The following is a 13,271-nucleotide window of genomic DNA, read 5'->3' as shown; positions in this document are numbered from 1 at the left end:
GGAAAGCGCTATGCGTAATAGGTCTCTACCGCATCAATAAAGGCACTTACATCATCTTTACTTAACGCATTAATACCCGCAGCCGCTTCTCTTCCACCACCAGTTGGGAACTGCCCACACACAGCCACGGCACCTTGCTTGTTATTCAGCGGAGCGCGAAGAGAAACCGTGTAAGTACCGTCTGCATTTTCAGTTAATACCGCATGCGCGGAGTCTGGGTTTTGGTTTGCAAGCCAGTTGCCGTAAACGCCACTAATTCGACGTGATGCTGCGTTGTTTGGCAGCTCAAAGAGCTTGAGCTTCACGCTTTCGTGAGTAGCAGGAACCGCCTGCGCCGCATCCATATCTTGTTGATAAGCCGATTGCAATTGATAGTAAGGTGACGCTTTATCTGCAATCGCATCGAATGGTGAAACGTATTGCTTTAACGCTTGGTACAAGTCCGCAGGGTGAAAATGAAGGTCGCCTACTTTAGAGCCATAGCCGTTGTAGTTAATCAACGTACCGAGCTCTTTTAGCTGTGCTTTCTGCTCTTGATTAAGTCCAGCTTTGTCCGCCAATGCATCCGCTTTAGCGATCAAGTTATCACCATAAGCAGCGGTGATCGCCCATGTATGAAAACGGCCATCAAGCAGTTTATCGACAATCAAAGCGGTACACATATTAGCATCAAGGTCGATGTGCGCATCTAAGTTACCATGTTGAGGAATCTCACCCGCTTTGTGGTGATCAGCGTAAAACACATGCGCGCCTTGAGCCAATGCTTGCTCTAGACCTACCATGTTCTTTTCCATTGAAATGTCTAATACCGTCAGCTCATCGCCAGCTTGCAGATCGACCTTTTCCACCAGCTTAATATCACGTTTAACACCAGTCACCAACTTAGCTTCGATGGGATCCGCCAAACGCAATTGCAACAATGCGATGATGCCATCGGCATCGCCATTAAAAATGTCGTAGTTCATTGAACGATAGTTCCTTTATCGAGAGTCATATCCCAACAAATAATTGGGGGGTGTATGAATCCTATTGTGCGAAATGAGCACAGCAAGTCAACTCAAGGGAGGGACTGAAAATGAGAGCTGCGCTCTAAACCTTAAGCATTGAGCCATACTCTCATTTTCTAATGTTAATAAGGAGGGAAAATAGTACTAACTGTGTAGTGTGCTTAAAGCCTCTTCGAGTAGCAGTAACTGCTCCATGCCTTGCTCTGTCGCAACAGGCTTCACCACATTTAGCATTTGTAGCATGCCTTGTTTTACCATTGTTTCGGTGATTTCTGTTTTTGGAGACATCGCTGATTGATACGCTAGCCAGCTACACGCAATCAAATGCAGAGTACAAACCAAGGGCTTCAATTGTGTTTGGTCAACGTTCAACAACTTCAACGACACGAACTCTTGCATGATGGCAATCAGGTTCGCTTGGAGCTTTTCCTGAACATCAATGTACTCATCATGCAGCTTTTCATCGCGCGATAAGATTTCCGGTAAGTTTGCGTAAAAGAAACGGTACTTCCACATTAGCGTAAAAATGGAATCTAGGTAGCTTTTCAGCATGGTTAGGCTCTCTTGAGAACCTTGAATTGGAGTGAATCTTTCTAGCAACTCCGCAGAGTAAAGTGCGAAGATCTCACGCACGATTTCTTGCTTATTACGAAAGTGGTAGTAAAGGTTGCCTGGGCTAATTTCAATATGGTCAGCAATGTGATTGGTTGTGATATTGCGCTCACCATGTTGGTTAAACAACTCCAGTGCGGCATAGACAATTTTGTCGCGCGTTTTCATGGTTATCGTATTCCCTCTTCATTAACGAATTGAGTATAACGACTTCACCAACCTAGGTCGATAGAGGCTCCAAATACGGTAACATAGCAGACCAGTTACGATACCAATGGTGTTTGCAATCAGATCATGCCATGACGTTTGTCGACCCACATACCCTTGCAGAACTTCAATCACGGCACTAAATAACAAAATACTCACTGCTATCGTCCAACGCTGACGCCACTTTGAAACACAAAAGCAACCTAAGAAACCAAAACCACTGTACGCCATCGCATGCTGCATCTTATCCAAGTACGCAATGTCACCCCAATCTTGCAACTCACCCGAACTCAAAGAAAGATAAGCAATGAGAGCGGCATAGCTCAGTAGAACGAAACGGGCAGCGGTTAGGTTCATCATCAATCCTTAAGCAATTGGGAATGGGAAAGCGGTCACTTGATCAATATGGTCACAACCTAATGCCAACATAATCAAACGATCAATGCCTAATGCCACACCAGCACAATCTGGCAAGCCCGCCTCTAATGCACCAATAAGATGGAAATCGATAGGTTGTGGCTTCAAGCCCATTTCTAGACGCTTAGCGTTATCTTGTTCGAAACGTGCTAATTGCTCTTTCGGGTTATCGAGTTCATGGAAGCCGTTCGCAAGCTCAATACCTTTGAAGTACACCTCAAAGCGATCCGCGACACGGGTATCTTGTGGGTTGATCTTTGCCAGCGCGGCTTGTGAAGCTGGGAAGTCATAAACAAACGCAGGGACTTGCTGACCAATCTTGGCTTCCACACCGATGCTGAACAACAGTTGCAGCAAGGTATCACGATCTTCTTCTGGCTCTGCAATGTCACTCAAACCCAGCTTTGCCGCGACTGCTTTTAGCTCTTGCATCGAGCCTTCTAACGGGCACGCACCAAGTACGTCAATAAAAGCTTGCTGGTAAGTCATTCGCTCAGCAGCGCCGCACTTCAATACCAGTTGTAGCAGGTCATCCATTTCGTCCATCAGCTTATGATGATCAAAACCGATACGGTACCACTCCAACATGGTGAATTCAGGATTGTGGTGACGACCATTCTCTTCATTACGAAAAGCTTTGTTGATTTGGTAAATACAACCACTGCCCGCAGCCAGTAGGCGCTTCATATGGAATTCAGGACTGGTCATAAAGAACAGTTTGCTACCACCGGCATAGCCTGGTCCTACAAATTCAGTCTGGAAGGTATGCAAATGAATGTCTGTCACCGTCGCGTGACTCATCGCTGGCGTGTCGACTTCCATCACCTGTCGCTCGGCGAAGAATTGACGAATAGCGGTAATCAACATCGCACGTTGACGTAGTTGTTCCATAGAAGCGGTAGGTTGCCAGTTCGTTTGCATAACAAAACTCTTAAAAGGTTGATGAGCAGGAAAAATAGCAATTTTGGCATGATTTGCCTAGTTCAGCGAGGGGGGAATCGGCTCCAATTTTTGCCCCCCAAACGCGAATAAAAATCGATTAAAACTGAAGCAAGCATTTGACGTTCCACAGTACAAAAAACACTCACAACTTACCCTATTATCAATGAGGGTAATGTCGCGCAACAGTCATGTAACATTGACAGCGATTACGTTTGTGCACCAAACGTTTCGTGCCGTGATAGCAGTCACATAACCTAGAATTTCTATGCTCACATGTGCATTACCGGAGAAAAACCCCAAATACATCAATTTTTCTGCCATAAGCCTCCCCTACACTAACCCTACTACTTTTGAGGGATTGCCTTAAAACGGTGCCCTCACACTCACAATAACAAGCGGATTTCCGCAATCACACACTGGAGGATAACTGTGCAAATTATCACCACAGATATCGCAGTCATCGGCGCAGGCGGCGCTGGTCTTCGTACTGCTATTGCAGCGGCTGAAGCAAACCCGGACTTAGAAGTAGCACTTATTTCTAAAGTTTACCCAATGCGCTCCCACACGGTTGCTGCAGAAGGTGGCTCAGCAGCAGTTATCAAGGATGAAGATAGCTTAGACAATCACTTCAACGATACCGTTGGCGGTGGTGACTGGCTATGTGAACAGGACGTTGTTGAATACTTTGTAGAGAACGCGACTCGCGAAATGATCCAAATGGAGCAATGGGGTTGCCCATGGAGTCGTAAAGAGAACGGTGAAGTCAACGTACGCCGCTTTGGCGGTATGAAGGTTGAACGTACTTGGTTCGCTGCAGATAAAACTGGCTTCCACATGCTTCACACGCTATTCCAGACGTCAATGAAGTACGACAACATCAAACGCTTTGATGAGTACTTTGTTGTCGATTTGCTTGTTGATGAAGGTGAAGTACAAGGTCTGATTGCAATCCACATGTCTGAAGGTGAGTTAGTTACGATTAAAGCGAAATCGGTTGTGTTAGCAACAGGTGGTGCTGGTCGTGTTTATCACTGTAACACCAACGGCGGTATCGTAACGGGCGACGGCATGGCGATGGCTTACCGTCACGGCGTTCCTCTACGTGATATGGAATTCGTTCAATACCACCCAACAGGTCTTCCTGGCACAGGTATCCTGATGACCGAAGGTTGTCGTGGTGAAGGCGGTATCATCGTTAACAAAGATGGTTACCGTTACCTGCAAGATTACGGCATGGGCCCAGAAACCCCAGTGGGCGAGCCGAAAAACAAATACATGGAACTGGGTCCTCGTGACAAAGTTTCTCAAGCGTTCTGGCATGAACAGCAGAAAGGCAACACTATCAAACACCCTCTTGGTGACGTGGTGCACCTAGATCTTCGCCACCTTGGTGAAGAATACCTACAAGAGCGTTTACCGTTCATCTGTGAACTAGCGAAAGCTTATGTGAACGTAGACCCTGCAAAAGAGCCAATTCCAATTCGTCCTACGGTTCACTACACCATGGGTGGTATTGAAACCAACGGCGAATGTGAAACTCGCATTAAAGGTCTATTCGCGGTAGGCGAATGTGCATCAGTTGGTCTTCACGGCGCAAACCGTCTAGGTTCTAACTCGCTGGCTGAGTTCGTAGTATTCGGTCGCGTTGCGGGTGAACAAGCGGTGAAACGCGCAGCAGAATTCAAAGGCTGGAACGAAGAGTCTATCGCGACTCAAGTGAAAGCAGTTGAAGACCGCATTGCTGCTCTGATGAACCAAGAAGGCGAAGAAAACTGGGCAGATATCCGTACTGAAATGGGTCACACCATGGAAGCAGGTTGTGGTATCTACCGCCAAGAAGATTTGATGCAAGCAACGATTGATAAGATCACTGAACTTAAAGCTCGTTACAAACAGATCAGCATCAAAGATAAAGGCAAAGTGTTCAACACTGATCTTTTATACGCAATCGAAGTTGGTTACGGCCTAGAAGTCGCAGAAGCGATGGTTCACTCTGCCATCCTACGTAAAGAATCTCGTGGTGCGCACCAGCGTCTAGACGATGGTTGTACTGAACGTGACGATGTGAACTTCCTGAAACACTCACTTGCTTTCTTCAAAGAAGATGCAGCACCAAGTATTGACTACAGCGGCGTGAAGATCACCAAGTCTCAGCCTAAAGCACGTCTATACGGTGAAGCAGCAGAGAAAGCAGCAGCAGCAGAAAAAGCCGCTGAAGCAGAAGCGAAGAGCGCAGAGGAGCAAGCATAATGTCAGCAAACCGCATTCAAAAAGTAGACATTCTGCGTTACGACCCTGAGAAGGACGCGGAACCATACACGCAAACATTCGAAGTCCCATTTGATGAAACCATGTCCGTACTTGATGCACTTGGCTACATCAAAGATCACCTAGATAAAGATCTGTCTTACCGTTGGTCTTGTCGTATGGCGATCTGTGGTTCTTGCGGCATCATGGTAAACAACGTACCTAAGCTCGCTTGTAAGAGCTTCCTACGTGATTACCCGAATGGCGTGACTATCGAACCACTAGCAAACTTCCCAATCGAGAAAGACTTGATCGTTGATATGACGCCGTTCATCGAGCGCCTAGAAGCAATCAAACCTTACATCATTGGTAACGATCGCAAGCCAGAAGACGGCACAAACCTGCAAACGCCAGAGCAAATGGCGAAGTACAAGCAGTTTGCTGGTTGTATCAACTGTGGTCTTTGCTACGCGGCATGTCCTCAGTTCGGTTTGAACCCTGAGTTCATCGGTCCGGCGGCACTAACACTGGCACACCGTTACAACCTAGATAGCCGTGACAACGGTAAAGCTGAGCGCATGAAGCTGATCAATGGTGAAAACGGCGCTTGGGGTTGTACCTTTGTCGGTTACTGTTCTGAAGTTTGTCCGAAGAGCGTCGATCCAGCAGCGGCAGTAAACCAAGGCAAAGTGGAGTCTTCTATGGACTTCGTGATTGCGATGTTGAAACCTGATGGTTCACCAAAGAAAGTGGAGGCATAAGGATGAGCAACCGTAAACCTTACGTTCGTGAAATAAAACGCACATGGTGGAAGAACCATCCTTTCTACCGCTTCTACATGGTACGTGAAGCAACTGTGCTTCCTCTGATCCTATTCACTATCTTCCTGACTTTCGGTCTAGGTTCATTAGTAAAAGGCCCAGAAGCTTGGCAAGGTTGGTTAGAGTTCATGGCAAACCCTATCGTAGTAGCAATCAACATTGTTGCTCTACTAGGCAGTTTGTTCCATGCACAAACCTTCTTCAGCATGATGCCACAAGTAATGCCAATTCGTTTGAAAGGCAAACCAGTGGATAAGAAAATCATCGTTCTGACTCAGTGGGCCGCAGTTGCGTTCATCTCACTGATCGTTCTCATCGTGGTGTAAGGAGCTTTAGTAATGAAACCGAATTATAGTGTTAACACAGCCCCGAAGCGTTCTGATGAGCCAATCTGGTGGGGTCTATTTGGTGCCGGTGGTACTTGGTTTGCGATGATCACACCGATTACCGTTCTGGTTATGGGCATCTTGGTACCGCTTGGCGTGATTGATGCAGAAGCAATGAGTTACGAACGCGTATCTGAATTCGCAACCAGCATCATCGGTGCGCTATTCATCATAGGTACGCTAGCATTGCCAATGTGGCATGCGATGCACCGTCTACACCACGGCATGCACGACCTTAAGTTCCACACAGGCTTGATTGGTAAAATCGCATGTTACGCGTTTGCAGGTTTAATCACTGCGCTGGCCGTTGTCTTTATCTTCATGATTTAAGACGCTGACGAAAATGAAAAAGCTGGCAACTCGCCAGCTTTTTTATTGCCTGTTATTTATGTTTTCTCAACGAGTGCTGATCAATACAACCGCTATTCAATAAAGGTCGCGATGTCATCCAAAGATTTTTTGTGCATCGCATGTTCCGGAATGGTCGCATCCTCTTCCGGATAACCGGTCACAATCAACATATATGGACGATCGACATCATTGTCTCGTCCGCAAATCTTACTCAAGAAACTCATTGGTTTTGGTGTATGAGTCAGCGTACCCAAACCGGCGTTATGTAATGCTTGAAGCAAAAAGCCTGTAGCAATCCCGACTGACTCGTGCACGTAATAGTTGGTTTGTTCCCCGTCGTTGCTCATACCGCCTTTCTTTTGCGAAAACACCGCGATCAGCCACGGCGCTTTTTCTAAATACGGCTTACTGGCATTGGTACCGAGTGGCTTCAGTGCATCTAACCATTCTTGCCCTGCTCGACCTTCATAGAAAGAACGTTCTAATTCTTCAGCGGCTTGACGGATCTGCCCTTTCACTTCTGCACTATTAATCGCAACAAAATGCCAAGGTTGATGGTTTGCCCCACTCGGAGCTGTACCTGCTGCTCGAATGCAGTGCTCAATCACTTCTTTCGCCACAGGACGATCAGAGAAGCTACGAATGGAATGACGGCGCTGAAGTTGCTCAAGATTCTGTACAGCTCTTGCTGCCATTTCTTGCGGAGAGTATTCCACAAAATCATTGAGTGGGTGATGTTGCTCTTGAGTCGACATAGTGCTTCCTTGCGCTTGTTGGGTGTCGATTTACTATAGCCACAAATTTCACCATCTGCGTTTTTATCTTCATAAAATCAATGTGATATTGAGATAAAGCGCAAATATTCAGCCGTGTTTCACCAACAAAAAAGAGAGGCTGATAACACGTATCAGCCTCTGCATTACTCTGATTTGTACAGCTACCAGAGCTTTGGGTTACCTATGATCTTTTTGCTTTTTAAGCTTTTGACCACCCATGATCATATTACTGTTTGATCTTCTTACTTGGTTCATTAAGCCGCAGTACTAAAGCCAATCACCGCCCTTTCTCGGCTGATGAGCTATCACGTTTGTTGTTGGTATCTATCACGCTAGAGCTTGAAGCTGTTAGGATAAAACAACAGATAATAAAAAAGGCCGCCGAAGCGACCTTTTCAATCAGAAAGTCTGAGGTGAATTACTTCACACGACCTACATATTCAGCAGTACGAGTGTCAACTTTGATCACTTCGCCAATTGCGATGAATAGTGGTACACGTACTACAGCGCCAGTTGATAGTGTTGCTGGCTTACCACCTGTACCTTGAGTGTCACCTTTTAGACCTGGGTCTGTGTCAGTAACTTCTAGTTCAACGAAGTTTGGTGGAGTAACTGTGATTGGGTTACCGTTCCAAAGCGTGATCATACAAGTGTTGTTTTCTACCAACCACTTAGCGTTGTCACCAACCGCTTTCGCGTCTGCAGCGATCTGCTCGAAAGTTTCGTTGTTCATAAAGTGGTAGAATTCGCCGTCTGAATATAGATAATCTAGGTCGATATCCATTACGTCTGCCACTTCACAAGTGTCACCAGACTTGAATGTTTTCTCTAGCACTTTACCAGAAAGAAGTTTACGAATTTTAACGCGGTTGAACGCTTGGCCTTTACCTGGTTTAACGTATTCGTTTTCCAGAATTACACAAGGCTCGTTATCAAGCATTAACTTAAGGCCGCCTTTAAATTCATTGGTGCTAACTGTAGCCATTTTTTCCTCTTACATTCTTAGAGCTAAATTCAATGCCGCACATAATAACCCGAAAAGTCGAATCTGTTGAGCAAAACTGGCTCAAACAGTTAGCGAATGGGATCTCTGATCCTGCAAAGTTGCTGGAAAGTTTGGAAATTGATCCTTCGCCGTGGCAACACGGGTTTGCTGCGCGCAAGCTGTTTGCACAGCGTGTACCGCAAAGTTTTGTCGATAGGATGGAAAAAGGCAATCCTTACGATCCACTTTTACGCCAAGTATTACCTTTGAACGAGGAGTTCGAGGTTCACGAAGGTTACTCCAATGATCCTCTGGAAGAGCAAGACAACGAAGTGCCTGGGCTGTTACACAAATACCGCAATCGCGCATTGATGATTGTAAAAGGTGGCTGTGCCGTGAACTGCCGTTATTGCTTCCGCCGTCATTTTCCTTATCAAGAGAACAAGAGCGGTAAACAAGCTTGGACTCAGTGCTTAGAATACATGGCGAAGCAGCCAGAACTGAATGAAGTTATCTTCTCAGGTGGTGATCCTCTGATGGCAAAAGACGATGAGATCCACTGGCTACTAGAACACATCGCACAAATCCCTCACATCAAGCGCCTGCGTATTCACAGCCGTTTACCTGTGGTAATCCCTGCACGTATTACTGACGAGTTGTGTCAGTTACTGCGAGCATCTCGCTTGCAAATCATCTTGGTAACGCACATCAACCACGCCAACGAGATCAATGCTGAATTTACTGCTCAAATGGCAAAACTGAAGCAATCTGGCGTTACTTTGCTTAACCAAGGCGTGCTATTAAAAGGCGTCAATGACAGCATAGAAGCACAAGTTGCTCTCAATGAAGCCCTGTTTGACTCAGGAATATTACCTTATTACCTACACGTGTTAGATAAAGTCCAAGGCGCGGCACATTTCTTCGTCTCTGATGAAGAAGCAAAAGAAATCATGCGTGGCTTGATTACTCGCGTCTCGGGCTACCTAGTGCCTAAATTGACTCGTGAAATTGGCGGCCGACCAAGTAAAACGCCACTGGATCTGCATCTAGAGTAAGTTGCTTTCCGTATAAAGATTGTCGTTACGAGTAAAAGCTTTTGTTCGCTCAGGCGGTCTTATCTATGCATACTCCGCAAATTTGGAGGTTAAGATGCAAGCAACTTTTGAACACATTTTCGATCTTGGCCCATTCAGTTGGCCTGCATTAGCCTGTTGCGCCATCAACGGCTTAATGATCGGTATAGAGCGCCAAACGCGGGGTAAACCTGTTGGTATTCGTACCGCTATTTTAGTTATCTCTGGCACTTACTTATTTATGTCGATGGCCGTCTCGCTTTCACCTAATACGCTCGACCAAGCGCGTGTACTTGGCCAGATAATCACTGGTGTGGGCTTTTTAGGTGCAGGGGTGATGATGACACAAGACGGCAAGATCCATGGGGTGACATCCGCTGCAGTGATTTGGGTATTGGCAGGTCTCGGCTTGATGATAGGCCTTGGCTATCTGACGCAATCCGTCGTAATTACTGTTTTGGCATTGACGGTCTTGCTTGGCGTGGATAGAGCAGAAAATCGCGTTAAAGCTCTACGCCGCGGTGTGCATCAAAGGATGCAGCAGCGAAAAACCTCAACCAGGATCATGAAGTAGCCTTGTTCGTCCTAAATGCCTAAACACATTTCAGAATGAGATCCACAGACAAAAAAAGACCCCGATATTCCTCGGGGTCTTTTTTATCCGTGTGTTCGTGGCGACAACTTAACTTATTTAGCAAAGTTCACGATAGGGAAACACTTGAAGAAGCCGTTATCCGCACAGTTTAGTAGACCAATTTGAACACCGTCGATTTGGTCAGTCATATTGAAGAAACCTAACTGGAAGTTAGATTTTTTAGAGATGCTCGCCAAACCGATGTCTGCCATTGTGTAACCTTCTGAGTAGTTCACTGCACTCCAGTTTAGACCTTTTACATTGTTCGTGATGTTCACTGCACCTAAGTTAACACCATTAGTTTGGCCTTCGTTCCAGTTAAGAAGACCGAGTGATGCACCCGTCATTTCTTGATTAACTTTAGAAGCACCAAAGAACAAACCGAAGTTCACACCTGTTGTGCGGTCTGTTTCAGACATACCTAGAACCGAAAAGTCGACACCTTTTACTTCGTTTACTTGGCCATGTAATACCGCAAGGCGAACACCACCAACAGAAGAATTAGAAGGCGCGTTAGTGTTGTCGATGGTAGAGAACATAACTGGCGAGCTATCAGCAAGAGCAACAGGTGAAGCGATTACGGCTGCAACAGCCAAAGACGTCATAAGCTTTTTCATTTTCATCTCCATGGAGGGAATAGTTATTTTACAACATAGTGTAATGTACAAATTTTGCGCCATTTTGAATCAATAAATGTTAGCTGGAAGTCATATTTAACTATCTGACAAATAAAGCAATTGATTCATCATAGTTATTTATCTGCATTTTCCCTGACGAATTACGCACAATACCCGCACAGTTGCGCATTTTTAAACCAGTTAATCTGATAAAAATTAAGCGTAATAAGTACTGGCTAATTATCAGATTAAAAAGAAAAAGTAAGAATAGACCTACAAACTCACGCAAGAAAGGCTCAATACCGAAGTTACCGGCACAAAAAAACCGAGGCATTCACCTCGGCTTATCGAAATTTATCGGTAGTCTAGCTCACCGCTATAAGGTTTTAGAACAAGGAAAGCACGCGCAGTTTACGCTAGTAAATGAGCATGCTCGACGCTGTTATCAAGCCTTAGAGCAAAGAGATAGGCTGGCTATTACATCATGCCGCCCATACCACCCATACCGCCCATACCACCCATGTCAGGCATGCCTGCGCTTTCTTTTTGTGGTAGGTCAGTCACCATCGCTTCAGTCGTGATCATTAGGCCAGCAACTGATGCAGCGAATTGTAGAGCAGAACGAGTTACTTTCGTTGGATCTAGGATACCCATTGCAATCATGTCGCCGTATTCGCCCGTTGCTGCGTTGTAACCGTAGTTACCTTCGCCAGCACGAACATTGTTAGCAACCACAGATTCTTCATCACCCGCGTTCTTAGTGATTTGACGGATAGGCGCTTCCATTGCACGTAGTGCAACGCGGATACCTACGTTTTGCTCTTCATTGTCGCCTTCAAGACCAGCAACTTTAGATGCAGCGCGGATAAGTGCAACACCACCACCAGCAACGACACCTTCTTCAACCGCTGCGCGAGTTGCGTGAAGTGCATCTTCTACGCGGTCTTTCTTCTCTTTCATTTCAACTTCAGTTGCTGCACCAACTTTGATGACTGCAACGCCGCCTGCTAGCTTAGCAACACGTTCTTGAAGCTTTTCTTTGTCGTAGTCTGATGTTGCGTCTTCGATTTGTTGACGAATTTGAGCAACGCGACCTTGGATCATCGCTTCTTCACCCGCACCATCGATGATGGTTGAGTTTTCTTTAGTGATAGTTACACGTTTAGCTTGACCTAGATCTTCTAGCGTTACTTTTTCAAGCTCTAGACCGATCTCTTCAGAAATCACGATACCGCCAGTTAGGATAGCGATGTCTTGTAGCATTGCTTTACGACGGTCGCCGAAACCAGGAGCTTTAACAGCAGCGACTTTCACGATACCACGCATGTTGTTTACTACTAGCGTTGCTAGTGCTTCGCCTTCTACATCTTCAGCGATGATAAGCAGTGGACGAGACGCTTTAGCAACGGCTTCTAGCGTTGGAAGAAGCTCACGAATGTTCGAGATTTTCTTATCAACTAGAAGGATGAATGGGCTTTCTAGATCAACAGAGCCTGCTTCTTGGTTGTTGATGAAGTAAGGAGATAGGTAACCGCGGTCGAACTGCATGCCTTCTACTACGTCTAGCTCATCTTGTAGAGCCTGACCTTCTTCAACTGTAATCACGCCATCACGGCCTACTTTTTCCATCGCTTCAGCAATGATGTTACCCACTGTTGCATCGGAGTTTGCAGAGATAGTACCTACCTGTGCGATAGCTTTGGTGTCGTTACATTCAACAGATAGTTCTTTTAGTTGCTCAACCGCTGCGATAACTGCTTTATCGATACCACGCTTAAGGTCCATTGGGTTCATACCAGCAGCAACCGCTTTTAACCCTTCGGTAATGATAGCTTGAGCAAGAACCGTTGCTGTTGTAGTACCGTCACCCGCTGCGTCGTTTGCTTTAGACGCAACTTCTTTAACCATTTGTGCGCCCATGTTCTGGAATTTATCTTCCAGTTCAATTTCACGCGCTACTGATACACCATCTTTAGTGATCGTTGGTGCACCAAAAGATTTGTCTAGAACAACGTTACGACCTTTAGGACCCAGTGTTACTTTTACTGCGTCCGCTAGAACGTTTACACCTTCTAGCATTTTAACTCGTGCGTCATTACCAAATTTAACGTCTTTAGCAGCCATCTTTGATTTCCTTTCTAAATTCTGTTTTCGATTTCGTTTTTGAATCAGAGCAAAAAATTACTCAATGATTGC

At 45.7% G+C, this 13,271-nt stretch carries 14 protein-coding genes; 6 read left to right on the top strand and 8 right to left on the bottom strand.

All coding sequences use genetic code 11. The features are described from left to right. Positions 1-8: 8 nt before the first annotated feature. From L1076_RS25130 to epmA, 4 genes are all read right to left on the bottom strand, one after another. Positions 9-965, bottom strand: a complete 957-nt coding sequence (locus tag L1076_RS25130) for a DHH family phosphoesterase (protein WP_237304697.1) — start codon at positions 963-965, stop codon at positions 9-11. Between the two features lie 186 nt (positions 966-1,151). Further along, on the bottom strand, positions 1,152-1,787 hold the full coding sequence (locus L1076_RS25125) for a TetR/AcrR family transcriptional regulator (RefSeq protein WP_038871017.1): 636 nt from the start codon (positions 1,785-1,787) through the stop codon (positions 1,152-1,154). A 21-nt stretch (positions 1,788-1,808) separates the two neighbouring features. After that, on the bottom strand, positions 1,809-2,183 hold the full coding sequence (locus tag L1076_RS25120; RefSeq protein WP_038871015.1) for a VanZ family protein: 375 nt from the start codon (positions 2,181-2,183) through the stop codon (positions 1,809-1,811). A 9-nt stretch (positions 2,184-2,192) separates the two neighbouring features. Further along, on the bottom strand, positions 2,193-3,164 hold the full coding sequence (epmA, locus tag L1076_RS25115) for an elongation factor P--(R)-beta-lysine ligase (protein ID WP_042604425.1): 972 nt from the start codon (positions 3,162-3,164) through the stop codon (positions 2,193-2,195). Positions 3,165-3,614: 450 nt separating this feature from the next. Between epmA and frdA the strand changes: the two genes are divergently transcribed. Genes frdA through frdD form a run of 4 tightly spaced genes read left to right on the top strand, consistent with a single transcriptional unit; the run spans position 3,615 to position 6,969 of the window. Beyond that, entirely contained in the window at positions 3,615-5,435 is a 1,821-nt protein-coding gene (frdA, locus tag L1076_RS25110; RefSeq protein ID WP_038871011.1) for a fumarate reductase (quinol) flavoprotein subunit, read from the top strand. Beyond that, entirely contained in the window at positions 5,435-6,193 is a 759-nt protein-coding gene (locus tag L1076_RS25105) for a succinate dehydrogenase/fumarate reductase iron-sulfur subunit (RefSeq protein WP_038871009.1), read from the top strand. The genes frdA and L1076_RS25105 overlap by 1 nt, the downstream gene beginning before the upstream one ends. A 2-nt stretch (positions 6,194-6,195) precedes the next feature. Continuing rightward, positions 6,196-6,579, top strand: a complete 384-nt coding sequence (gene frdC, locus L1076_RS25100) for a fumarate reductase subunit FrdC (protein ID WP_038871007.1) — start codon at positions 6,196-6,198, stop codon at positions 6,577-6,579. Between the two features lie 12 nt (positions 6,580-6,591). Then, complete coding sequence (gene frdD, locus L1076_RS25095) at positions 6,592-6,969, top strand: fumarate reductase subunit FrdD (RefSeq protein WP_038871005.1); 378 nt, start codon at positions 6,592-6,594, stop codon at positions 6,967-6,969. 92 nt (positions 6,970-7,061) lie between these two features. Here frdD and L1076_RS25090 read toward each other — a convergent pair whose 3' ends face one another. Beyond that, positions 7,062-7,745, bottom strand: a complete 684-nt coding sequence (locus L1076_RS25090) for a nitroreductase family protein (protein ID WP_237304696.1) — start codon at positions 7,743-7,745, stop codon at positions 7,062-7,064. 439 nt (positions 7,746-8,184) lie between these two features. After that, the gene (gene efp, locus L1076_RS25085; protein WP_005425036.1) at positions 8,185-8,751 is read right to left on the bottom strand and encodes an elongation factor P; all 567 of its coding nucleotides are present in this window, start codon (positions 8,749-8,751) and stop codon (positions 8,185-8,187) included. A gap of 32 nt (positions 8,752-8,783) precedes the next feature. On the opposite strand from efp, the gene epmB reads away from it, so the two are divergent. Both epmB and L1076_RS25075 read left to right on the top strand, forming a co-directional pair. Beyond that, positions 8,784-9,806: an EF-P beta-lysylation protein EpmB gene (epmB, locus tag L1076_RS25080; protein ID WP_237304695.1), complete on the top strand. Its 1,023-nt coding sequence runs from the start codon at positions 8,784-8,786 to the stop codon at positions 9,804-9,806. A 94-nt stretch (positions 9,807-9,900) separates the two neighbouring features. After that, the gene (locus L1076_RS25075; protein ID WP_038870997.1) at positions 9,901-10,398 is read left to right on the top strand and encodes an MgtC/SapB family protein; all 498 of its coding nucleotides are present in this window, start codon (positions 9,901-9,903) and stop codon (positions 10,396-10,398) included. A gap of 113 nt (positions 10,399-10,511) precedes the next feature. On the opposite strand, the gene L1076_RS25070 is transcribed toward L1076_RS25075, so the two are convergent. After that, positions 10,512-11,075, bottom strand: a complete 564-nt coding sequence (locus tag L1076_RS25070) for a hypothetical protein (RefSeq protein ID WP_038870994.1) — start codon at positions 11,073-11,075, stop codon at positions 10,512-10,514. Between the two features lie 477 nt (positions 11,076-11,552). Beyond that, on the bottom strand, positions 11,553-13,199 hold the full coding sequence (groL, locus tag L1076_RS25065) for a chaperonin GroEL (RefSeq protein WP_038870992.1): 1,647 nt from the start codon (positions 13,197-13,199) through the stop codon (positions 11,553-11,555). Between the last annotated feature and the right edge of the window lie 72 nt (positions 13,200-13,271).

Source organism: Vibrio sp. MMG023 (assembly GCF_021654215.1).
GTDB lineage: Bacteria > Pseudomonadota > Gammaproteobacteria > Enterobacterales > Vibrionaceae > Vibrio > Vibrio jasicida.
The sequence above is the reverse complement of the archived record's forward strand: the minus strand, read 5'-3'. Positions and strand labels throughout refer to the sequence as shown.

Bases quoted from the DNA above. Each gene is read 5' to 3' on its own strand.
- L1076_RS25130 (WP_237304697.1), bottom strand. From the start codon at position 965: ATGAACTACGACATTTTTAATGGCGATGCCGATGGCATCATCGCATTG.
- L1076_RS25125 (WP_038871017.1), bottom strand. From the start codon at position 1,787: ATGAAAACGCGCGACAAAATTGTCTATGCCGCACTGGAGTTGTTTAAC.
- L1076_RS25120 (WP_038871015.1), bottom strand. From the start codon at position 2,183: ATGAACCTAACCGCTGCCCGTTTCGTTCTACTGAGCTATGCCGCTCTC.
- epmA (WP_042604425.1), bottom strand. From the start codon at position 3,164: ATGCAAACGAACTGGCAACCTACCGCTTCTATGGAACAACTACGTCAA.
- L1076_RS25105 (WP_038871009.1), top strand. From the start codon at position 5,435: ATGTCAGCAAACCGCATTCAAAAAGTAGACATTCTGCGTTACGACCCT.
- frdC (WP_038871007.1), top strand. From the start codon at position 6,196: ATGAGCAACCGTAAACCTTACGTTCGTGAAATAAAACGCACATGGTGG.
- frdD (WP_038871005.1), top strand. From the start codon at position 6,592: ATGAAACCGAATTATAGTGTTAACACAGCCCCGAAGCGTTCTGATGAG.
- L1076_RS25090 (WP_237304696.1), bottom strand. From the start codon at position 7,745: ATGTCGACTCAAGAGCAACATCACCCACTCAATGATTTTGTGGAATAC.
- efp (WP_005425036.1), bottom strand. From the start codon at position 8,751: ATGGCTACAGTTAGCACCAATGAATTTAAAGGCGGCCTTAAGTTAATG.
- epmB (WP_237304695.1), top strand. From the start codon at position 8,784: ATGCCGCACATAATAACCCGAAAAGTCGAATCTGTTGAGCAAAACTGG.
- L1076_RS25075 (WP_038870997.1), top strand. From the start codon at position 9,901: ATGCAAGCAACTTTTGAACACATTTTCGATCTTGGCCCATTCAGTTGG.
- L1076_RS25070 (WP_038870994.1), bottom strand. From the start codon at position 11,075: ATGAAAAAGCTTATGACGTCTTTGGCTGTTGCAGCCGTAATCGCTTCA.
- groL (WP_038870992.1), bottom strand. From the start codon at position 13,199: ATGGCTGCTAAAGACGTTAAATTTGGTAATGACGCACGAGTTAAAATG.